We start from the raw sequence: 22,320 nt of genomic DNA, 5'->3' as shown, positions 1-22,320 counted from the left end.
GTATATGAGTACACTCTTATAGGTAGTACAATTACCTGAATAATAAAGCTCCATGATACTATTTCAGCAAATCTTACAATCTTTTTTGGAATTTCCTTTGGATATAAGTGATAAAAAAACTTAGTTACATACATAGAAGCAGCATAAAGAGTAATATACTCTAGCTTACGAACAAAAAACCAACTTATACCATGATAAAAATGAGTAAGATAATTTTCGCCAATTACAAGAACTCTTATGGCTAAAATTGTACATCCTAAACCAAAATACAAAACACTTTTATCTTTACTTCGAACTATAAAGTAGGATAAATAATAAATTCCTATAATAAGCAATGCACCGAAAGTAATCATATCTTTAAAAATAGTAACTTCTCTACTAGTTTTAAGCTGTTTTTCTGTACCCAATTTTATAGAGTCCCAAGTTCCACCTTTATTATAATAATAATTGGATATTTGCATGACTATTTCTATAGTAGACCCTTTTTGATAAAACAAATATACATCCGGTGTAAACTCTGGAACATTGCTGCTTTTGTCAACACCTACTTGTCCACCTTTTGCAATTTCTTCACCATTAACCCAAATAATATATGCACTAGGTATATTTTCAACTTCTAAACCCATTATTCCATCAATATAAGAGGTTTCTATAACTGCTCTATAGGTAGCATAGCCTTCTGCTCCTAAAGTTTCATTACCTACTTTAACTTTATTCCAAGGATAAGGAAGTTTTATATAATTAGGTTGGGTTATATTACCACTTGAGAAATCAGAAGGTTTAAGCAACTGTTTCCAATAAAACTCCCATTCTCCATTAAGTTTAACAATACCCTGCTGATCAAAATTCCAATCTATTAAATCGAAGTTTCCTTTGTGTCCTTGTACATCTATATTAATAATACTAGATTTAATCATGATTATAGGAAATAAAACGACAATAAAGAAATATATATTAAATATTAGAATCTTATGTTTAGATAGAGCGTTTATAAAGCGTTTCCATATATTAAACTTTACTATAGTAACACCTCATTTCCATGATGCTTGTTAGAATATTGCTTATAATGTTAATATTATTATATATTATTTTTTCGCAATATAAAAACAAATTTCAACACCAATTGACATAATTATTAAATAAAAAGGATTCTGCAAAATGCAGAATCCAAAAATGCCATCAAACATTCATTCTAAACATCTTTGCCTTCAATTTCAATTGTGAAATCTTAAACCGCTGTTTCTTCTTCTTCCTTTATTAATTCTATTTTATTTTCTTTTATACATTCCATTAATATATCTAGAGCTTTAATAATCTGTTCTTTTTTATGCTCACTAGTTACACAAAATCTCAACCTTGCTTGACCTCTTGGTACTGCAGGATATACTGCTGGTGGTACAAAAACTCCCCTTTCTAACATTAAGTTACTTAAAAGAAAGGCATCTTTATCATCACCAATTAAAACAGGTATTATTGCGGTATTTCCTGCCAGACAAGTATTAAGTCCCCTTTTATGAGCCTCTTCAAGAAAAGTATCTATATTAACATGCAATCTCTTAACTATTGACTTATCTCTTTCTAATATTTCCAAGGCCTTTAATGTAGCCGCAGCAGAAGGAGGATTTATCCCCACAGAAAACACAAATCCTGGCACATTATATTTCAGATATTGTATTAAACTTTTCTTCCCTGCCAAATATCCGCCGCAGGTACCTAAGCCTTTAGATAAGGTACCCATCTTTATATCGATATCCTCAGGATCCAGATTATAGTATTCATCTACTCCACCACCATTTTCACCTATAACACAAGCAGAATGGGCCTCATCTACCATAAGGAAGAAACCATATTTCTTTTTAAGCTTTACAAATTCAGGTATAGGAGCTATATCTCCATCCATAGAATATACTCCTTCTACCACTACTAATATTTTTTCATATTTGTCCCGTACATTTTTCAAAATACTTTCTAAAGCTTTAAAATCATTATGAGGAAATGCCTTTGATGCACTTCTAGATAATTGACAACCCTGAGTTATAGAATTATGGGAAAGAGCATCATACAAGATAATATCCCTTTCATTGCAGAAGTTTCCTACAAAGGTAACATTGGTGGAATGTCCACCTACTAGTACAATAGCATCTTCTGCATGCTTCCACTTTGCAATTTTTGCTTCTAATTCTTGATATAAGTGCTTTTCTCCAGCTAATACCCTGCTGCCACTGGCAGAGGTTCCGTATTTTTCCGCAGCTTCTTGAGCAGCCTTAACGGTCTCTGGATGTCCAGACATACCTATATAATTATAGGAGCCAAAATTTAATATTTCCCTTTCTCCATCTAATATAGAAACATCTTTTATTATAGAATCATGACAAACAAAATAAGGATCACCAATATCCTCTGTAGCCCTTTGTCTCTCAAGAAATTCTTTATATTCTCTACTATCTTCAAACCGTGTAACTGGTATTACTTTATCATCACTTCTATTAGCTTGATCTTTATAATCGGTTATGCCCTTTATCTTTTTTAATATTAATAAAGATAAATTATTGACATTTGTGCAATTATAATATTCTGAATCTGGAATAACAATATTATACTTTTCTTCAACCTTAACTAAAAGACTAATACTTGATAAACTATCTCCGTCTAAATCTTCTATAAAGTGAGCATCATCCTCTATGCTCTCCTCAGGCAAGTGTAAAACCTCACTAAAGGCTTTCCTAACTTCCTTTTTAATTTCCTCAAATTCCTTTTCATATACTTCTTCAATTCTTGTATCTTTCTTTACAGCTTCTTTAAATTCAAAGCTATTACCTTTTAAATCAAGCTCCACCAAGTCTATTTCCTTATTTTCTATAAGACTCTTAAGCTCAACTCTTCTTACCTTTATTCCATTAACCACCGGCAGTGACTCACCAGTTAAGTAAGCTTTATTTACTCTCTTCATTATTGGTAGAGTAGAATTTATTTTATTAATAATATCTCTTAATTTCATATAATTCTCTTCATTAAGTTCAGATTTTGGTAAACTGAGTACAAGAGTTATATATTGATAATTATCATCCTTCTTAGTACCTAAAACACAAAGCTGATTGAATAAAGGCAATTTTGAAAAATAATCTTCAATTTCATCAGGATAAACATTTTCTCCAGATTCATTAATGATTATATCCTTAACCCTTCCTTCTAATATCAATCTTCCATTCTTTAATCTTCCTACATCACCGGTAGCAAACCAACCTTCTTTATCTAGCTCTGTATCTACCTGTTTTCCATCCACTAGTCTTCCTTGATGTATAGACTTTCCTCTTACTAATAACTCACCAACTTCTTCATCACTAGCAATTTTATACTCATTGTATTTTAATGGTTTACCTAAAGAACCTGAAAGTCTTATACTAAGCTTATCGCTACTTTCACAGGAGCTTATACCCACTTCCGTCATTCCAAAACCACAGGTTGTAAAATAGCCTAATCCATTAATAATCTTTAAACTTTCATAAGGAACTTGACTACCACCAACAATAATACACTTAATTTGTGGACCAGCAAGATTATCTATAACCTTTTTAAAAATTTTTTGCGCGACCTTTAGGCCAAAGCCTGTATTGATTTTCTGTAAAATCAGGCTAGTATTTAACATAAGATAAAAAGCCATTTGATTAGCTTTACTGCTTTGTTCTACATTTCTTAACACAGACTTTGTTATATTGTTAATTAATATAGGCACTGTATTTATATGGGTTACCTTATGAACTTTGCAAGTCTTCATAATAGTTTCTGGAGCTCTGTCTTTTAAGTATACGAGAGTAGCTCCATGAAACCCGTACCATAAGTAAGAAGCTAAGAATCCAAAAATATGATGCAAGGGCAAAAATGCAAGAACCTTGTCTCCAGGCTTAGGAGCAATATATTTACTTTCATCTATTAATTGCTCCGTATTTAAAATCTGGTATGATACCGCTTCACCAGTGTAATAATATATTTTACTAGAAGCTGTAGTCCCAGAAGTACAAAGAGCAAATTCATTTTCCCAGTTAGGTGCAAAAGTATGTTCTAAATCTCCTGATATATCTACTGCCTTCGTTATTGTCATTTTAGCCCCAGACTGTTCAATTAAATATGAAGTTTTCTCTTCTCCTAAACTAGCATCCACTAAGAGAGGCTTGTACCCATTCATTAATATAGCCCAAAACATTATAGGCCACCAAGGAGAGTTAGGCATTTTTAAAGCTATGTAAGAACCCTTTTCAATTTCAGAGGTAATAGAAGCTAACTTTGATGCAGCCTTTATTATGTTATTTTTATAATCATTATAAGTCCATTTTACAATTTCACCTTGCTCTGTAAACTCACAGGCATATCCTTGATTATTGATCATAATATCAAAGATGCTTTTAAAATCTCTATCTGACTCTTTAAGTTTTTGAAGATTGTTATATGAAATACTCATCTTTTCGCCTCCAAATAAAATTACTTCTATAATTTTATCCTTTTATCAATTCTCTCCAATTCCTTATTGCTTTTTATACCTTTTCCCATATAATAGTTAATAATTATTTTTTCAAAAATTCTTTCAGGCAAGAATTTTTTCAATAACAATGATAACTTCTGATTAAAGTATCCTATTGGATATCTAAGTTTAGGGTTGTTGCTATTAATGATTTTATATAGTAGCTTACCTATCATTTCTGGATTACAGCCCTTTATTTCATCGTATTCAAAAACAGACACGGTTTTAATAAAATCATCATAATAAGCTGAATTTTTACTCATTAAGGAAGAAAATCTTCTGTTTTTAGTAAAATCTGTTTTAAAATCCCCCGGTTCCAAAATTACTACCTTAATTCCAAAAGGTTTAAGTTCTTTACTTAAAGCTTCACTAAAGCCTTCAACTGCAAACTTAGTGCTGCTGTAAACACCCTGATAGGGTAATCCAATCACACCACCTATAGATGAACTATTAATAATTAAGCCCTTACCAGCCTTTCTCATATGCGGTAACACTTCTTTCACAACCCGTATCATACCAAAAAAATTGCTCTCAAAAAGTTCTTTGTATTCTTCTATGCTAGTTTCTTCTAGTGGACCTGAAATACCACTTCCTGCATTGTTGAATACTGAATCAATTCTACCTTCTCGTAAAATAAGTTCATTTATAGCTTGTTTAACAGATTCTTCATCTCCTACATCCATTTTCAACATATTTATATTATATTTTTTTAATTCCTCATCATCTACTACTTTTCTACTTGTTCCGTACACCACAAGTCCCTTAGAAGCTAAATATATTGCTGTAGCTTTTCCAATGCCAGAAGAAGCTCCAGTGATTAGTACTACCTTTTTTTTATTTTCCATAAAACACCTCTTCTATATGTAAGAAAAGTTATTAAAGATTACACTATTCTACTAATTTATATATTATACTACAATTTTACTTGATAAATCTACTTATATGAAAATTATAATAAAAGTAATAACTTATATTAAGCAATATGCTTTCATTTTAAGCTTTATTCATTACAAATAAACATAAATAAGGTGCAGTTAACATACTGCACCTAACTTTTTATAGCTTTCTATATACCAATCGACTATCATTATCCTTTTCTAACTTTACGCCAGAATAAACACCATTTAACACTTCAGCCTTAAAGCGTTTTCCATCTTCTGTATGATCTTCATCTTTAAAATTATCTTCTACCACATCCTTATATTCAAAAGGCTTGCCAGATGGAACTTTTTCAAGTTTCTCTGCATCAACATGACTTCTTTTCTTCACTTTATAACTACCTCCTTTTCTTAATATTCAATATTAGTATTATAATAAAAGGAGACAATTATATATGAAATAATAAGGTAGTAACTGATAGAATATACCTTATATCTTATTTAAATTCCTTAACTAATTCTTCAAAGGCTGATATGGAATTTTTAATCATATCAAATTTAACACAGTAAGACATTCTAAAATATCCAGGACATCCAAATCCAGATCCTGGCACTAATAGTAGATTATATTTAAGAGCTCTATTTACAAACTCTACCTCATCTTCTATCAACGCTTTAGGGAATAAATAAAATGCTCCTTGCGGCTTAATACATTCAAAGCCTAACCTGGTTAAATTGCTATACAAAAAGTCTCTTTTTTCTTGGTAATCTTCTATATCAATCTTTGCATCTAAAGCATCTGCTGCAACCTTTTGAAACAAAGCCGGTGCATTAACAAAACCTAAAGTACGATTGCAATAGATTAAAGCATTTGCAAGTAGATCTGCATTATCGATGCAGCTGCTAATTGCAATATAACCTATTCTTTCACCAGCCAATCCCAAAGATTTACTAAAGGAATTTACTATAATTGCATTTTTGAAAACGCTCATAATAGGTGTAAGCTTTAAACCATCATAAACAATCTTATTATATGGTTCATCAGAAATTAGAAAAATTGTAGTTCCATATTCCTTTTCCTTTTCTTCTATTATTAAAGACATACTTTTCAAACTCTCTTCACTATATACAACTCCAGTTGGATTGTTAGGAGAGTTTATTATTACAGCCTTTGTTTTAGGACTTATAAGTTTTTTAAATTCATTTAAGTTTGGCTGAAAACTTTTAGTATCTGCTGGTACAACAATTGTTTTACCACCATTATTATCTATGTAACAGTTATACTCCACAAAATAAGGTGCAAATACTATTACTTCTTCTCCTTCATTCAATAAAGCTTTGAGAACAACATTTAATCCACCAGCAGCTCCTACAGTCATAACTATATTTTCCTCATTTAAGCTTATTCCACTTTCCTGTTGAAGACTTTTTGCTATTTTTCTTCTTACCTCTGGATATCCAGCATTACTCATATATTTGTGAAGACCTTCTTCTCCAGATAAAATATGCTTTTTTAGAGATTCGTTAACTTCTACCGGTGGTTCACCAAAAGGATTTCCCAAGCTATAATCATAAACCTTGTCTGCACCATAAATTTTTGCAAGTCTGTTGCCCTCTTCAAACATAACTCTTATCCAAGAGGACTTTTTTAAATTTTCTACTACCTTTTCAGAAAACATAATATCACCCTTCTTCAGTATAGCACATTTATTCTTACAAATTAAGCCTATTATTTATAAATATGCTAAAAATAAAAAACTTAGTATTAACGTCTTCTTAACGCTAATACTAAGCTACACACAAACATTTATTCTGAAAAAAATCAGCTTATTGCTTTATAGAAACTAGATTTGACTTGTTGATTGACCAATAATTAATTCTCCAGGAAAAGTTATTCGCTTAGGATTGTGTATATTGTTTATTTCATCAAAGAGGACTTTTATTGTTTCCCTAGCTATGTCCTCTACCGGCTGTCTAATAGTAGTAATAGATGGATTATAAAATTTAGCTATATCCAAACCATCAAAACCAACTACAGAATAATCATTAGGCACTGACTTTCCAGCATCAAATATAGCCTTACAGGCCCCTATAGCCATAGTATCGCAGACTGCAAAGATAGCAGTGAAATCTTCTCCAGATTCTAACAATTCCTTTGTAACCATATAACCATTTTCCATGGTATAACTCTCTATATCTTCCTTCATAAATCTAACAAGATTGCTATTAACAGAAATATTGTTATCTTCTAGAGCTTTCTTATAGCCTTCATATCTTAGCTTTCCGATACTTACGTCCCGCAAAGGTGCAGTAAGTATTGCGATTTTCTTATGTCCTTGCTTGCATAAATAATCAACTATTTTATAACTCTCTTTAAAGTCATCCACAGAAATTGATGAATATGAAGGTTTATCAGTCATTTCACTTAATCCTATGGTACTTAATACAAAAGGGACCTTTAGCTGCTTTGTTTTTTCCACTGGATGGCTAAGATATCCTCCTAGAAAAACTATTCCTTTTAACTTTTTTTCCTTTACTAATTCAATGGCAACATCAACTTCATCTTCTTCGTTATCTACCCTTTGCAAAATAAAGGAATACTTCTTTTTCTTAGTCTCTCTTTCAAAGATCTTAATCATACTGTTAAAGAAAGGATTCCCTATTCCTTTAATTAGCACTGCAATAGTATTAGAATCTGATTTTTTTAAATTTCTCGCGCTATTATTTGGAATATAATTATGTTCCTTTATTACTTGCATTATCATTGCCTTAGTTTCTTCATTTATATCAGGATGATTATTTATAGCTCTCGAAACAGTACTTACACCAACACCGCACATTTTTGCAATATCTCTAATGGTTATGGAATGCATAATATTTCATCCTCTTCATATTGTTGTCTTAATTCAAATTAAGATTTAAATTAATAAAATATTAGCCTTTTACTGCACCTGCTACAACACCTTTTATTATGTGTTTCTGGCAGATAAAATAGAATATTATTATTGGTACCATCGCTAGTACAAGCGCTGCCATCATAGCACCCATATCTATAGAACCATAGGATCCTTTAAGGGATTGTACTGCAATAGGAATTGTCTTATAATCATGTCCTATAGTTAGATAAGGAAGTAAGTAGTCGTTCCAAATCCACATAGCATTTAATATTGCAACAGTTATTGCCGTTGGTTTTAATACTGGGAATACAACCTTAAAATAGGTTTGTATAGGGCTGCATCCGTCTATTTCTGCCGCCTCTTCTATTTCAAGAGGTATAGACTTAACAAATCCCGAAAACATAAATACGGATAAACCTGATCCAAATCCAAGATAAATAACGATAATTCCAATTGGATTATCTAATCCTGTTCTGTTAGCTACCATACTCATAGTAAACATAACCATCTGGAAAGGAACTATCATTGAGAAAGCAAATAAGTAATATAATGCTTTAGTAAATTTAGATTTAACTCTTGTAATATACCATGCGGTCATAGAAGTAAAGAATATTATAGCTGCAACAGAAGCAACAGTTATAAATAATGAATATTTAAATGCTGAGAAAAATTCTGTCTTTTCTATACCAGCTATATAGTTTTCTAACTTAACAAAGGTTTCACTAGTTGGAAACTTAAAAGGTGTTTTAGTGATAAAAAATTTACCTTTAAAGGAGTTCATGAGAACTATAAAAATTGGTGATAAAAAAGCTAAACTCAATATTGTTAGAAATGTATAAAATAATCCATTTGAAACTTTCTTGTCTTTCATTAGTTCTCTACCTCCCTCTTTCTAGTTATAACAAGCTGAGTGAAAGATATAACAGCAACTATAAGGAAAAATACTACTGCTTTAGCTTGACCTACTCCTTCTGAACCTACTTTTCCATAGAAGGTATTATATATGTTTAAGGCCAACATTTCACTCTTCTTAGCTGGTAAACCAGCAGTCAATGCTAAGTTTTGGTCAAATAGCTTAAATCCATTTGTTATTGTTAAGAATAAACATATAGTTATTGATGGCATAACCATTGGGATTATTACATTCTTTAATATTGATAATGGTCCAGCACCATCTATTTTTGCCGCTTCAATTAAATCTGTAGGAACGTTTTGTATACCTGCTACATAAATTATCATCATATACCCTATTAATTGCCAATTCATTAAAATAATAAGTCCCCAGAATCCATATTTAGGATCATAGGTTAAATCCACACCGTATTTTAATAGAAAACCATTAAGAATTAACTGCCATATGTAACCTAATACTATACCACCAATTAGGTTTGGCATGAAGAATATAGTTCTAAAAATATTTGTTCCCTTTTTTCCTCTAGTTAATATAAAAGCTAGAGCAAAAGAAAGAACATTTATACTTATAACTGATACTACAGCAAATTTAACTGTAAACCAAAGTGCATTAACAAACTCTCTATTTTTAAATGCTTGAACATAATTTGCAAATCCTACCCATTTAGCATCAGAAACTGTTGTGAATTTTGTAAAAGATAAAAACACACCTAGTATGAATGGGATAAAGAAAGCAATAGTAAAGGCCAACACTGTCGGCAGAGCAAAAACAGGGAAATAATATTTCAACTTTCTTTGCATACGATCTTCTCCTATTTCTTATTTCTATATAATAATTTCAAATGGTGGGCCCTAAACACCCTGTAGACCCACCATTCATCTTATAGTTAAATATCAACTATTTTGCCTTTTCTGAAGCCCATTGTTCTGTAACTACTTTCTTAACATCATCCCAAGTTTTTTTGCCTTGAGCATACTGTAATAATGCATCACCAAAGTAGTTCTTGAAGTCTTCGCTTGGGAATGCTGTAAATGTCCAAGTTACATTTTCAAGCTTATCATTTTCCATATATCTTAGAACCTCTTTAGCAAGTGGATCTGTAGGCTTCTCATTATCTTTGAAAGTATTGAATGGTGCTATAAAGCCTAATTTCTTTGTTACATATTCCTTACCTTTTTCGCTACTATACAACCATTCTAAGAACTTGATAGATTCTTTTTGCTTTTCTTCTGAAACTTTCTTGTTAATTGCAAAGAAGTTTTCTGTACCAATGCTTATACCTTGGTTTTCTTCACCGCTAACACCTGTGTATATTGGTAAGAACTTAATATCTGATTCTTTTACAACGTTGCCATCAACCCCGCTAATTTGTGACCATGCCCAGTTACCATTCTGAACCATAGCAACTTCTCCAAGAGCAAATTCAGCCATAGAATCAGCTACAGTCTTACTTCCTAAAAGCTTGCTATCTGTTACAGAATTGTTGATGTATAAATCGAATATGTTCTTGTAATTCTCTCCATACTTGAATTCTATTTCTTTAGAATCTAATCCAGCTAATACTAGATCGCCCTCTTTTCCAGCCTTATCTTTGAATTCATAGTATAAAGGTAAGTTAGCTAGATGAGTCTGCCATCTCCACTGTTCACCTGCTCCTAAAGAAGTAGATGCAAATACACCCTTAATTCCTAAATCGTCCTTATGTTTTGACATGTCTTCAACAACTTTTTTCAAAGTATCGAAGTTCTTAATTTCCTCTGCTGAACTGATTGAAACAGCTTTGTCTGATAAAGCAAAGTATTTTTCCATTATAGCGTTATTGTAAATTATTCCGTAACCTTCAACAACGTATGGAATACCATAAACTCCATCACCATCAGTTACTGCCATATCTTTATCAATTAGTGATTTATAAAGTTCAGAGTCTTTTAAGTCAGCAGTGTATTCCTTCCAAGACTGATATCCAACAGGTCCATTGATTTGGAAAATTGTTGGTGCTTCTGACTTATTCATTTCAGATTTTAATGTTGTTTCATAAGTACCACTTGCAGCAGTAACAACTTTTACTTTTACACCAGTTTCTTTTTCATAAGTTTCTGCAATCTCCTTGTAGACGCTTTCAATTTCTGGTTTAAAATTTAGAAAATAAATTTCTTTTTTGCCTTCGCTAGCACTGTCGCTTTTTTTACATCCTGCAGCGAATGTAGTTAGCATTGCGGCACTTAGCACTAAACTTAGTACCTTTTTTTTCATATATCCCATCTCCCTTCTAAATATTTTTTCCAACTAACGCTAGTATTGAGCATTAGTCGATTCTGATACTGTAGCGGAACCGTTATCGGTACCGTTTTCAGTTTCTATAATTATAGTAACATATCGTTTACAATTTTGCAATCACTTTTAATATATTTTTTAAAAATTTTTTAGGTTCACAAAAAAAATTTGGCAGAATTAGCTTAAATGCTACTCTGCCATAAACACTCATAAATTTTATTCTATTTCTTTTAATAAATTCAGTTCAAAAATCAAGTCAGATAACTGTAATTGACTGAGAGCTTCTTCCTTTCTACTAGGAGCATTAGTTAAAATTTTACCTGTTTTCTTATCATAGTAATGGTCTGTATCTCTAAAATACATATAATTATCATCCATATAGCTTCCATCTCTTAATACCACTAAATTGTTCTCTACATTTAAAATATCACTGCCAAATTCATATTCTGGTTTAATACCCATTAAATTTAATACTGTTGGCATTATATCAATCTGGCCAGCGGTTTTACTAATGGTACCCTTAAGCTTTTCATCAGGAAGATGAATAATAAGAGGAACTTTTTCATATTCTCTATGCTGAAATTCATCATCCTCATCTATTCCAATAAAACTATTTAAATTCTCTATATCGTTACCAGTAATGCCTTCATGATCACCGTAAAACACTATAATACTATTATCATAAAGTCCTGCATCCTTTAGCTCTTGAATAAATTCACCAATAGCCTTATCTGCCTCATGAACAGATTTCAAATAATTCTGCATCAATTCCCCCTCTACACCGCTTACATCAAAATCTGAAATTGCGGCATAAGCTTCATAAGGGTGATGATTTGATAAAGTAATTAAAAAACTATAAAAGGGTTTCCTCTCCTTACTCATAATTTCAACACATTGCCTAAAGAAGGAGTTGTCCTTTAATCCCCATCCCAAGGTTTCGTCCATTGAAAGCTCATTGCTACTGTAGAATTTATCAAATCCCATAGCCTTATGCATATTAATCCTATTCCAAAATTCAGGATGAAAACCATGGGCAGAAAAGGTGCTATAACCTTCTTTTTTTAATAATGTTCCAATAGACTGATAAGTATTGTTTCCATACTGCTCTGTTGTAGCTCCTTGACTTACAGGATACAAGGAAGTATTAGCTAAAACTTCTGCATCGGAAGTATTCCCAGCACCAGTTTGAACATAAACATTATCAAAATACAAACTGTCTTTAGCTAATTGATTAAGATTAGGAGTTATCTCTTCACCATTGATCTTTGAATTAATAACAAAACCTTGAAGTGCCTCCATTTGCACCATAATTAAATTTTTACCCTTGTATTGACCAAAGTAAGCACTTTCACCCTTAGGCTTATTGGCAAAATAATCTTGAAATTGCTGTATGGTATCCTTTGTCTTAGCTTGTTTATCCTCAAAAACATCTCTAGCGTAACGATAAACATCAAAGGCTTCATAGACGAATATACCTGTTCTTTCTTTAATATAATTATTATCATAAATGCTAGTAAACAATTCAGGAGTATTCTTTTTAATCACCAGCAGTTTTTGACTAAGACCTACTATACTTATTATTATCATAATAATACAAGTAATAGCTCTTGCCTTAAAATCCTTTTTCTTTTCTTCTAAAATCTTATGCTTAATAAAGCAAAAATAATAAATAGGTATTGTGAAGAGAAAATCTGCAAAATACAATAAATCAGAAGCTGTAACTAAAGCTTTAATTGACCCTTCTATTTTACCTACTACTCCAATTTGCTTAACTAAATAGAGAGATAACAAATTATAGTAATACCTGAAATACAAATTATTAGCTAATAATAAGATAGAAATTAATAAATCTATCACCGTTAGCATTATAAAAGATTTTTTAGGCCTAAGTAATACCGTTATAGAAATTATTAGAATAATACTAAATATATTTAAATAAATTTCAGATGATCTGTTAGAAAGATTTTCAGCAAAATATAAGGACTTCATCAATATAACTACAAAAAAATAAATGCTTAAAATAATTTGCAATAAGGTGCTTTTCTTTATCGACAAATTTTTAAATCTCAAAGAAAAACTTTCTTCACTATATTCCATAAAAATTTACCTCCACCATATCTGTATTCCTTTATATATTATATAAAACAAAAGGTATTTAAGTATATTTTCTATAAAATATAGTAGCAAATTATCATTTACTTGTCTATTACACCTCATCTTATCCTATAAATTAATTAAAGGAGAAGCCAACTTTAATGGTAATTATGTGTACCACTAAATTAAACTTCTCCATCTTAATATTTTACTATTATCAGTTTCAAACATGAATACTCTTAATCTTGAGCTGCCTTTGCTTTCTGAAATTCCTCCAATATTTCTTTAGAAGGCTCCTTGGATAAAAAAGAAACAATAATAATAGCTAAAGATGAGAATATAAATGCTGGTAATAATTCATATATAGCAAATACTCCTCCTATAGGCTTTAAAACTAGCTTCCATAAAAATACCATGCTTCCACCAGTTAACATTCCCGCTATAGCTCCTGCTCTTGTTGTTCTTTTCCAAAACAATGAAAGTAAAATTATCGGTCCAAAGGTAGCTCCAAAGCCTGCCCAAGCGAAAGAAACAACGTTAAAGATAATGCTATTTTCGTCTAGAGCAATTAATATGCCAAATAAAGATATAAGCAGCAATACTACTCTAGATACTACCATCACCTGTTTATCTGTAGCGTCCTTCTTCAAAACACCTTGATAGATATTTTTTGAAAAGGCTGAAGCTGCAATAAGTAGGTATGAATCCGATGAACTTATAGTAGCTGCAAGTATTCCGGCCATAACAATTCCAGCAATTAAAGATGGTAATAAATTAGTACTCATCAAAATGAAAATACTTTCTGACTCACTTTTTGTAAGCAATTCTGCAGGATACAAGGTTCTTCCAATAAGTCCTATGGATACTGCAGCTAAAAGTGAAATAAGACACCAAATAGTTGCGATCCTTCTAGACTTTGTAAGTTCCTCCGTCTTTCTAATAGCCATAAATCTAATTAAAACTTGAGGTATTCCAAAGTAACCTAAACCCCAAGACAAAGTAGAAATAATACTTAACCAGCTGTAATTTGCTGCCTCTCCAAACAATGGCTTTCCAGTGCTATCAAGCTGTTGTGCTCCATCCACTAGATCAGGACTTGCTATTCCAAAGAAATCAAAAAATCCAGGAATCTCTTTTATATTATCAATAACTGCAGAAACTCCACCTGCACTTACAACGCCAACAGTTAATATAGTAACTAAGGCAAAGATCATAACTATAGATTGCATAAAATCTGAAGCACTTTCTGCTAAGAACCCTCCAATTATAGTGTAAAAAATAACAAATAATGCTCCAGCTATCATCATGTATTGATACTTAATACCAAACAAATTATTAAAGAGTTTTCCTACTGTAACAAAACAACTAGCTGCATATACGGTAAAAAAGATTAATATAAACAAGGCTGAAATAGTCATTAATACTTTTTTATCTTCCTTAAATCTATTGCTTAAAAAATCAGGAACAGTTATAGAATCCCCTGCTAAACTTGAATATCTACGTAATCTCTTAGCCACAAACAACCAATTTATATAGGTTCCTAAGGCTAAGCCAATTGCTGTCCAAATTGCATCGCTTAAACCACACCAATAAGCTACACCAGGAAGACCCATCAAAAGCCATCCACTCATATCTGAAGCCTCAGCACTCATAGCAGTAACCCAAGGCCCCAAGGATCTTCCTCCTATAAAATAATTTTCGCTGCTTTCATTGGCTCGTTTAGCATAATATAAACCAATCCCAATGACTGTAGCCATATAAAGACACATAGCTACAAAAACTTGCAATTTATCCCCCATTATTTAATTTCCCCTTTTTTAACAAAGACTATTGCATAATTATACAATAAATTTATGGTAATATCAATGCTCTTAAGGAATCAAATTCAATTTATATTAATATAAAATTATAAATATACGTTTTTAGGGACAGTTAACATAACTAAATATATTCATCTTAACCATCCCTAACTTTTCTAAGCTATTAAACATAAAACAATATAGAAAAATACATAAGTAATGTACCAATAAATACAAAAATATGCCACAGTACATGCATAAATCTGACATTTTTCATTTCGTAAAATATAGAACCAACAGTAAAAGATAAACCACCTATTAACAATAGTAGAGCTCCTTTAATACCTAACCCTTGAATCATTGGTTTAGCAGCTATTATACAAAGCCATCCTGATGCTATATATAATAAAGTAGAAAACTTATTATATTTATCAATCCAAAACACTTTGTATATTATACCTAAAATAGCTATGGTCCAAATAATGAAAAAAATAGTCCACCCTAGAGTTCCCCCTATAATAATTAAGCAATAAGGGGTGTATGTACCGGCTATTAAAAGAAATATGCTACTATGGTCAAATACTCTAAAGATCTTGCGTACTCTAGTAAAAATTAGACTATGATATAAAGTGGAACATAAGTAAAGGATTATTAAGGTAGAACCGTAAATAGAATAACATACCACTTCCAGTGCCGAATTATTCCTTAGCCCTTTAAAAAGTAAAATTACTAATCCAGCAATACTTAAGCTAAATCCAATGCCATGGGTAATCGCATTAAAAACTTCATTCAAAATAAGATAAGCCTGCGTAAATTTAGCTTCTTCGTTAATGGTTGTATTTTTCATTTTCACCTTCCTTTCTTCTATCGTTTACTAATCCACTTCAATATATAATTATTGCTATATTTCATTTTTATATTCACTTTATTTCTTTTCTTATAATGTTTCATAGAATACACTTTTTCTATGAAACATTATATGTTAATTTTATTTAACTATGTAATTAATATCTATTATAACTATTGAATGTTAATATGTGAACTATTATAATTAAATTATAATTTAAATAAAGAGGGAGGTTTTACACATGAAAGGTTTTGGAGTAATAGAAAAAGGAAAAGTTGGTTGGATGGATAAACCAGAATATGTTTGTGGTCCCGATGATGCTATAGCACGTCCTTTAGCACTTGCTCCTTGTTCATCAGACGTACACTCAGCTTATGAAATGGAAGGACCACATTTAAAAAACAGAATTCTTGGACATGAAGCTGTAGGACAACTAATTGAAGTGGGCTCAAATGTAAAGGATTTCAAGGTCGGTGACATAGTTGTAATACCTTGTACAACTCCTACTTGGAAGCATCCAGATATTCAAGATGGTACCCATCAAGATGCTGGTGGATTATTTAACGCAATTAACTTTTCCAACTATGAAGACGGAACTTTTGCAGAAAAAATTAAAATTAGATCTGCAGACATGAATTTGGCCCTATTACCTGAAGGTGTATCTTTAGAAGCTGCATGTATGACAGTTGATATGATGACCACAGGATTCTATGGTCCAGAACTGGCAGAAGTTAAATTTGGTGACACCGTTGTTGTTTTTGGAATAGGTCCAGTTGGATTAATGGCAGTAGCTGCTTCTAAGCTTCGAGGTGCTGGCCGAATTATCGCCGTTGGTACGAGACCTGATTGTGTAAAATTAGCAAGAGAATATGGAGCTACAGATATCATTAGTTATAAGGAAGGTAATGTTGGCGATCAAATAAAAGCTTTAACTGGTGGCAAAGGTGTTGATGCATCTATCGTGGCTGGTGGGGATTTAGAGACTCTTTATACTGCTATTGATGTAGCTAAGGCTGGTGGTGGACAAATTGCTATGTTAAATGTATTAACAGAAATTGAAAACATAAACATACCTAACGCAGCAATTGCTGGATTCTTAGCTCACAAAACTATTAAAGGTGGTTTATGCCCTGGTGGAAGAAAGAGAATGGAAAGATTACTTTCTCTAATTAAATATGAACGTGTAGATCCTTCTAAGCTTATTACCCATAGATTTAAAGGCTTAGAACATATAGAAGATGCATTCTACATCATGGCTAATAAACCAAAGGATTTAATCAAGCCTATCGTTCTTATGGACTAAGGTTAAAACTTTATTGATATATTAGATTAAAATACACATCAATAACTTTCATTGATGTGTATTTTATATTTGTTATTTATTAAGCAAATTCTCAATAATTCTTTCAAGCTTTTCCGGTTCATAGGTCGGTGCATATCTGCCAACCACTTTACCATTTCTATCTACTAAAAACTTAGTAAAGTTCCATTTAATATCATCACCTTCTGTAGTAAAGCCTAAACCTTCCAGCTTTTTATAAAACGCTTCTGATGCTTCATCCTCCTCAGCTTTTGGTGCCTGCGCCTTTAAAAACTTAAATAAATCTGAAGCATTTTCCCCATTCACATCAACCTTCGCAAAGGTCTTGAAGGTTGTTCCAAAGTTCACTTGGCAGAATTTTGCTAGCTCTTCATTACTGCCTGGTGCCTGTTCAAAGAATTGATTGCAAGGGAAATCTAGAATTTCAAAACCTTGATCTTTATATTTATCATAAAGTTTTTGCAGTCCTTCATATTGTGGAGTAAATCCACAACCGGTAGCAGTATTAACAATTAATAATACTTTTCCCTTATACTCACTCATGGATATTTCATTACCATTTATATCTTTTACCTTATAATCATATATCATATTTATTCTCTCCCTCTACTAAGTATTTTTAATTTTATTATTTCCTTACACCTAAAAAATAAAACACCTATAGAGTAGATTATAAACCAATTAACTCTCTAGGTGTTTTATGTTCAATCTGCCCTTGTAATTTCATTTCTTTTGCCAAATGCTAATCTGTATCCTCTTAGCTTCTTTATCTCATCTAACTCCTCATCTTTTTCCATATATTCAATTAAACCAGGACTTAGCTTTGTAGCTTGAAGCAAATCCACCAAAGCGTCATCTAACTCTTGTAAATGTACAAGTATACATGCTCGATTATAGTATAAAAAAGATGCATCTGGCACATTGTTAATTCCCTCACTAATTACTTCCCTAGCCTTAGCATAGTCTTTTTGCTCTTTATGTAAAACAGCCAAATTAAGATAGCTATATGGGTACTTAGGATTAATTACTAAAGAATTCTTATAATGAAGCTCTGCTTCTTCTAATCTACCTAATTTTCCATAAACAACCCCCATATTAAAATGAACTATATAATGTTCTGGGTCCAATTCCATTGCTTTTTCTATCATCTTTAAAGCCTTCTGATTTTCATTAATTTCTTCATATATTGCTCCCAAATTTATATAGGTCCAAAAATCATTTTCTTTAATCTCTAATGCCTTTTTATAATATTCTATAGCCTTATCCTTATTTCCCATTTGATCATATGTATTAGCCATAAAGAAAAAAGCTTTGTGATATTGAGGGTTCAATTTTATTGCCTCTTGAAAAAACTCAATGGCTTTATTGTATTCCTCTTTCTTGTCATATAAAATAGCTAGTCCATAATATGCCCTTTCCTCCGTTGGAATTATATTAAGAATCTCATAATATTTTTCTTCTGCCTTCTCATCTTCATCTAGCTCATCATATAATAAAGCCATTTCAAATAGTAATTCAATCTCCTTATTTTCTCCAGAGCAGCTATAAGCTCTTTCATAAAAAAGAATTGCTTTATAAGGATTTGATTTTCTAAACTGACTAGCTAGTACTTTATAATTATTTATTCTATAATTATGTTCTCTCATATTAAGCAAACCTCATATTTCAAATATTTTAGTAGCTTTTTAAGCAGTATTATTATAACATAAAATATAAATTATTAACTGAGGAAGTTATTTTAAAATAAAAATACATAATAAAAATAAAAGGGAGTAGTATATTCTACACCCTTAAATCTTATACAGTAAAATTTCTAACAATCTCTTGTAATGTGTTTGCCATATTTTGCAATTCAATTGCCTGTTCAGTAACCTCTTGAATTACAGCAGCTTGCTCTTCTGTAATAGCAGAAGTATTTTCACTACTCTCATTCAAAATAATTGAGTTATTATTTAATGTGGTCATATTAGCAGAAATTTGACTCATTTCATTGCTTACTTCATTAATATTTAAAGTTATTGCTTTAATAAGATCTAGCACACTACCGTAAGACTTCTGAATATGCACAAATACTGTACTAGTATTTTGAGCCATTTCCGTATTCTCATGAACTTGATTAAGTCCTATGCTTGCTTCCTTTTCAATTTCTATAGCATTTGACTTAATATTATCTGTTATTTCCTTAACTCGCTGTATAGCTTTTTTTGTTTTCTCAGCAAGTTTTTTAATCTCCAAAGCAACTACACTAAAGCCCTTACCTGAATCTCCTGCTCTGGCAGCCTCAATACTTGCATTTAAGGATAGAAGATTAGTCTGCTCAGATATGCCTTGTATAAGCTCTATAATTTCATCTATATTATTAGAATGTTCTTTTAAAAGATCTGCTCTTTCCTTAAACCTTGTAATTACACTATTTATGTTTTCAATTTGATTTAACATTGTATCTATAGTTTCTTTTCCCTCTATAACTGCTTTTGATGAAGTTTCCATACTTAAACCTAATTCATTTGAATTTGCTACTGTGTTTGAAAGTTTAGAATTTACTTGATCAAATCTATGCAATACATTTTCTATAAATTTAGATTGCTCTGTTGAAATATCTTGTACACCAATTACTGCATTAATCATAGTATCATTGGCAGCATTACTTTGTTCCATATTTGAAGCTAAGTTCACAGAAGAGTTTAAAAGATTTAAACTACTATTTACAACACTTTTTATAACTTTATTTAAAGCACCCTTCATATTATTGAAATTGTTCTCTAAAATCATAAATTCGTCTTTAGATACAACATTTTTTACATTATCCTCTAATCTTAAATCTCCTTCTGCTATCTTCTTAGACAAATCACTAATTCTTCTAACTTTCCTAGATATACTATTGGAAAATAGTATAGCAAATCCTAATGCACCAAATATCAATATTAAAAAGATTAATACAAGAATGGTTGCATTAAATATAAATGAACGATTAATTTCCTCTTTTAAAGTGTTTAAATATATTAACTCCTGATTTACTAACTCACCGGTAAGATTACTAATAAAGGTATTTTTTCTCAAGGCATAACCATAATACTCACTTGCTTTCACTGAATTTTGAGAATTTTTCATTTCAATTATAGCGATATTAGTATCTATCATTAAGTTCTTTACCATGTTTTTGACACTTTCATATATTTCTTTACTATCGCTATCAACTATAGTGTTGTCAAGTCCAGTCATAATAATACCTAATTCATACCAAGTATTATTATAGTCTTCTAATGATTTCTGATTATAGTTTCTTATAAGTTGATTTGTGTCATATACAAGCTTATTTGTAAGCTCTTTTATTTTACCTTCATTAGCCATATTCTCAGCCATGTTTTGATATTGAATATTAAAATTCCAAGCCTTCCACAGAAAAATAGAAGACACCAACCCCAAAGGAAGTAATATTAATAAAAAAGCACTTAACATTTTAGATTTTATCGTTCTATTTGAATTCATCCTCAGTATAAATCTCATTTATATATTCCTCCCTATTACTCATTAGATCTTTATTCTTTAGGTGTATTTTTATATACCTCTTCATAGGTGTACCACCCATCTTTTATCACTGTATCCATTACATTATCCTTGTTAACTTCTACAGGATCTAATAAATAAGAAGGAACTTTCTTATATCCATTATCTATGGTACTATTTGTTTCTGCAGTATTGCTACTAGCAACCTGAATAGCTATTTCCACCGCTCTTTCAGCAATAGCCTCTACTGGCTTGTACACTGTCATAAGCTGTTTTCCTTCAACTATTCTTTGGATGGCTATTAAATCTGCATCTTGTCCTGTAACAGGTACTTTGCCATCAAGTCCTAATTCTTTTAGTGCTAATAAAGCTCCAGAAGCAACACTGTCATTTGCACAAATAATTCCGTCAACTACATCCTTATGTGTAAGTAACATTTCTTTTACGTTCTTATATGCTTCCTCTTGACTCCAGTTTGTAGAATATTTGTCCATTAAAAGAGTAATGGATTTGCTATCAATTTTTTCTTTTAAGACCTTCATTGCACCTTCTCTGTAAAGTAATGCGTTATTGTCTTTAGAAGATCCTCCAACATAAGCAATTTTACCATTAGATACAACTTTAAGCATTGCTTCTGCTTGAAGTTGACCAACCTTAACGTTATCAAAAGAAATGTAATAGTCAAGGTCACTATTTTTAATAAGTCTATCATAGGATATAACCTTAATATCAGCCTCATGGGCTTTAGCTACTATATCAGAAGCAACTTCTCCATTAACTGGCACTACTACTAATACATTAACACCTTCTGCTATTAATTCTTCTACCTGAGATATTTGCGCATTTTCATCTCCATTTGCTTCTTTAACTCTTACAGAGGCTCCTTCTTTCTTAGCTTTTTTAATAAAGGCATCTTTATCCTTCTGCCATCGTTCACTATTTAAAGAATGCATTGATAGTCCTATTACTATCTTTTCTGAATGTTTATAGTAATTTACCTTTTCTTCATTATAATTATTTTCAAAGTTTTGTAATTGCAAGGCTTTATACTCTTCAGATATATCCTTTGCGATATTATTTGAAGCACATCCTGCAAAGGTAAGAGATATAAATATACTCATAAGTGCTACAAATCTTTTTCGTCTGAAAAAACACTCCTATATCCTCCTTCTTTACAATACGGAAATTAATTAATAACTTAATTAAAAAAGGAAATTATCCTATTAAACAAAAAAAACATCAAGATAAAACTTGATGTTTTTGTACAACCTGGC

The 22,320-nt window shown here is 31.2% G+C and carries 17 protein-coding genes; 1 reads left to right on the top strand and 16 read right to left on the bottom strand.

What is annotated here, in order from left to right; genetic code table 11:
- The 12 genes from N3C_RS12785 to trhA all read right to left on the bottom strand — a co-directional run.
- The coding region (locus N3C_RS12785; protein WP_143312679.1) for a 7TM diverse intracellular signaling domain-containing protein at positions 1 to 917 on the bottom strand (917 nt) is incomplete at its 3' end.
- Positions 918 to 1,228: 311 nt separating this feature from the next.
- Complete coding sequence (locus N3C_RS14785; RefSeq protein ID WP_083604558.1) at positions 1,229 to 4,456, bottom strand: aminotransferase class I/II-fold pyridoxal phosphate-dependent enzyme; 3,228 nt, start codon at positions 4,454 to 4,456, stop codon at positions 1,229 to 1,231.
- 26 nt (positions 4,457 to 4,482) lie between these two features.
- Entirely contained in the window at positions 4,483 to 5,361 is an 879-nt protein-coding gene (locus tag N3C_RS12760; RefSeq protein WP_074366409.1) for an SDR family oxidoreductase, read from the bottom strand.
- Between the two features lie 211 nt (positions 5,362 to 5,572).
- Positions 5,573 to 5,785 carry a hypothetical protein gene (locus tag N3C_RS12755; protein ID WP_074366408.1) on the bottom strand — a complete coding sequence of 71 codons (213 nt, stop codon included), beginning with the start codon at positions 5,783 to 5,785 and terminating at the stop codon, positions 5,573 to 5,575.
- Positions 5,786 to 5,891: 106 nt separating this feature from the next.
- Positions 5,892 to 7,073: a pyridoxal phosphate-dependent aminotransferase gene (locus N3C_RS12750; protein ID WP_074366407.1), complete on the bottom strand. Its 1,182-nt coding sequence runs from the start codon at positions 7,071 to 7,073 to the stop codon at positions 5,892 to 5,894.
- Positions 7,074 to 7,238: 165 nt separating this feature from the next.
- The gene (locus tag N3C_RS12745) at positions 7,239 to 8,267 is read right to left on the bottom strand and encodes a LacI family DNA-binding transcriptional regulator (protein ID WP_074366406.1); all 1,029 of its coding nucleotides are present in this window, start codon (positions 8,265 to 8,267) and stop codon (positions 7,239 to 7,241) included.
- A gap of 61 nt (positions 8,268 to 8,328) precedes the next feature.
- A complete protein-coding gene (locus N3C_RS12740; RefSeq protein ID WP_074366405.1) occupies positions 8,329 to 9,162 on the bottom strand; it encodes a carbohydrate ABC transporter permease in 834 nt (277 codons plus the stop codon).
- On the bottom strand, positions 9,162 to 10,004 hold the full coding sequence (locus tag N3C_RS12735; protein WP_074366404.1) for a carbohydrate ABC transporter permease: 843 nt from the start codon (positions 10,002 to 10,004) through the stop codon (positions 9,162 to 9,164). Before N3C_RS12735 ends, N3C_RS12740 begins: the two co-directional genes overlap by 1 nt.
- A gap of 97 nt (positions 10,005 to 10,101) precedes the next feature.
- The gene (locus tag N3C_RS12730; protein WP_074366403.1) at positions 10,102 to 11,457 is read right to left on the bottom strand and encodes an ABC transporter substrate-binding protein; all 1,356 of its coding nucleotides are present in this window, start codon (positions 11,455 to 11,457) and stop codon (positions 10,102 to 10,104) included.
- Between the two features lie 237 nt (positions 11,458 to 11,694).
- The gene (locus N3C_RS12725; RefSeq protein WP_074366402.1) at positions 11,695 to 13,575 is read right to left on the bottom strand and encodes an LTA synthase family protein; all 1,881 of its coding nucleotides are present in this window, start codon (positions 13,573 to 13,575) and stop codon (positions 11,695 to 11,697) included.
- Positions 13,576 to 13,811: 236 nt separating this feature from the next.
- A complete protein-coding gene (gene putP, locus N3C_RS12720) occupies positions 13,812 to 15,371 on the bottom strand; it encodes a sodium/proline symporter PutP (RefSeq protein ID WP_074366401.1) in 1,560 nt (519 codons plus the stop codon).
- A gap of 184 nt (positions 15,372 to 15,555) precedes the next feature.
- Positions 15,556 to 16,218 carry a PAQR family membrane homeostasis protein TrhA gene (gene trhA, locus N3C_RS12715; RefSeq protein ID WP_074366400.1) on the bottom strand — a complete coding sequence of 221 codons (663 nt, stop codon included), beginning with the start codon at positions 16,216 to 16,218 and terminating at the stop codon, positions 15,556 to 15,558.
- A 241-nt stretch (positions 16,219 to 16,459) separates the two neighbouring features.
- On the opposite strand from trhA, the gene N3C_RS12710 reads away from it, so the two are divergent.
- A complete protein-coding gene (locus N3C_RS12710; RefSeq protein WP_074366399.1) occupies positions 16,460 to 17,521 on the top strand; it encodes a zinc-binding dehydrogenase in 1,062 nt (353 codons plus the stop codon).
- A 72-nt stretch (positions 17,522 to 17,593) separates the two neighbouring features.
- Here the strand turns inward: N3C_RS12710 and N3C_RS12705 are convergent, their stop codons facing one another.
- From N3C_RS12705 to N3C_RS12690, 4 genes are all read right to left on the bottom strand, one after another.
- Positions 17,594 to 18,130: a glutathione peroxidase gene (locus N3C_RS12705; RefSeq protein ID WP_074366398.1), complete on the bottom strand. Its 537-nt coding sequence runs from the start codon at positions 18,128 to 18,130 to the stop codon at positions 17,594 to 17,596.
- A 113-nt stretch (positions 18,131 to 18,243) separates the two neighbouring features.
- Entirely contained in the window at positions 18,244 to 19,185 is a 942-nt protein-coding gene (locus N3C_RS12700) for a tetratricopeptide repeat protein (RefSeq protein ID WP_074366397.1), read from the bottom strand.
- A 151-nt stretch (positions 19,186 to 19,336) separates the two neighbouring features.
- Positions 19,337 to 21,046, bottom strand: a complete 1,710-nt coding sequence (locus tag N3C_RS12695; protein ID WP_083604556.1) for a methyl-accepting chemotaxis protein — start codon at positions 21,044 to 21,046, stop codon at positions 19,337 to 19,339.
- Between the two features lie 32 nt (positions 21,047 to 21,078).
- On the bottom strand, positions 21,079 to 22,167 hold the full coding sequence (locus tag N3C_RS12690; protein ID WP_074366395.1) for a sugar ABC transporter substrate-binding protein: 1,089 nt from the start codon (positions 22,165 to 22,167) through the stop codon (positions 21,079 to 21,081).
- Positions 22,168 to 22,320: the final 153 nt, after the last annotated feature.

The sequence above is a fragment of the Clostridium sp. N3C genome (assembly GCF_900095445.1).
In the GTDB taxonomy this organism is placed as follows: Bacteria; Bacillota; Clostridia; order Clostridiales; family Clostridiaceae; genus Clostridium_AU.
This window is presented reverse-complemented; position numbering and strand designations above follow the sequence as displayed.

Bases quoted from the DNA above. Each gene is read 5' to 3' on its own strand.
- N3C_RS14785 (WP_083604558.1), bottom strand. From the start codon at position 4,456: ATGAGTATTTCATATAACAATCTTCAAAAACTTAAAGAGTCAGATAGA.
- N3C_RS12760 (WP_074366409.1), bottom strand. From the start codon at position 5,361: ATGGAAAATAAAAAAAAGGTAGTACTAATCACTGGAGCTTCTTCTGGC.
- N3C_RS12750 (WP_074366407.1), bottom strand. From the start codon at position 7,073: ATGTTTTCTGAAAAGGTAGTAGAAAATTTAAAAAAGTCCTCTTGGATA.
- N3C_RS12745 (WP_074366406.1), bottom strand. From the start codon at position 8,267: ATGCATTCCATAACCATTAGAGATATTGCAAAAATGTGCGGTGTTGGT.
- N3C_RS12740 (WP_074366405.1), bottom strand. From the start codon at position 9,162: ATGAAAGACAAGAAAGTTTCAAATGGATTATTTTATACATTTCTAACA.
- N3C_RS12735 (WP_074366404.1), bottom strand. From the start codon at position 10,004: ATGCAAAGAAAGTTGAAATATTATTTCCCTGTTTTTGCTCTGCCGACA.
- N3C_RS12730 (WP_074366403.1), bottom strand. From the start codon at position 11,457: ATGAAAAAAAAGGTACTAAGTTTAGTGCTAAGTGCCGCAATGCTAACT.
- N3C_RS12725 (WP_074366402.1), bottom strand. From the start codon at position 13,575: ATGGAATATAGTGAAGAAAGTTTTTCTTTGAGATTTAAAAATTTGTCG.
- putP (WP_074366401.1), bottom strand. From the start codon at position 15,371: ATGGGGGATAAATTGCAAGTTTTTGTAGCTATGTGTCTTTATATGGCT.
- trhA (WP_074366400.1), bottom strand. From the start codon at position 16,218: ATGAAAAATACAACCATTAACGAAGAAGCTAAATTTACGCAGGCTTAT.
- N3C_RS12710 (WP_074366399.1), top strand. From the start codon at position 16,460: ATGAAAGGTTTTGGAGTAATAGAAAAAGGAAAAGTTGGTTGGATGGAT.
- N3C_RS12705 (WP_074366398.1), bottom strand. From the start codon at position 18,130: ATGATATATGATTATAAGGTAAAAGATATAAATGGTAATGAAATATCC.
- N3C_RS12700 (WP_074366397.1), bottom strand. From the start codon at position 19,185: ATGAGAGAACATAATTATAGAATAAATAATTATAAAGTACTAGCTAGT.
- N3C_RS12695 (WP_083604556.1), bottom strand. From the start codon at position 21,046: ATGAGATTTATACTGAGGATGAATTCAAATAGAACGATAAAATCTAAA.
- N3C_RS12690 (WP_074366395.1), bottom strand. From the start codon at position 22,167: ATGAGTATATTTATATCTCTTACCTTTGCAGGATGTGCTTCAAATAAT.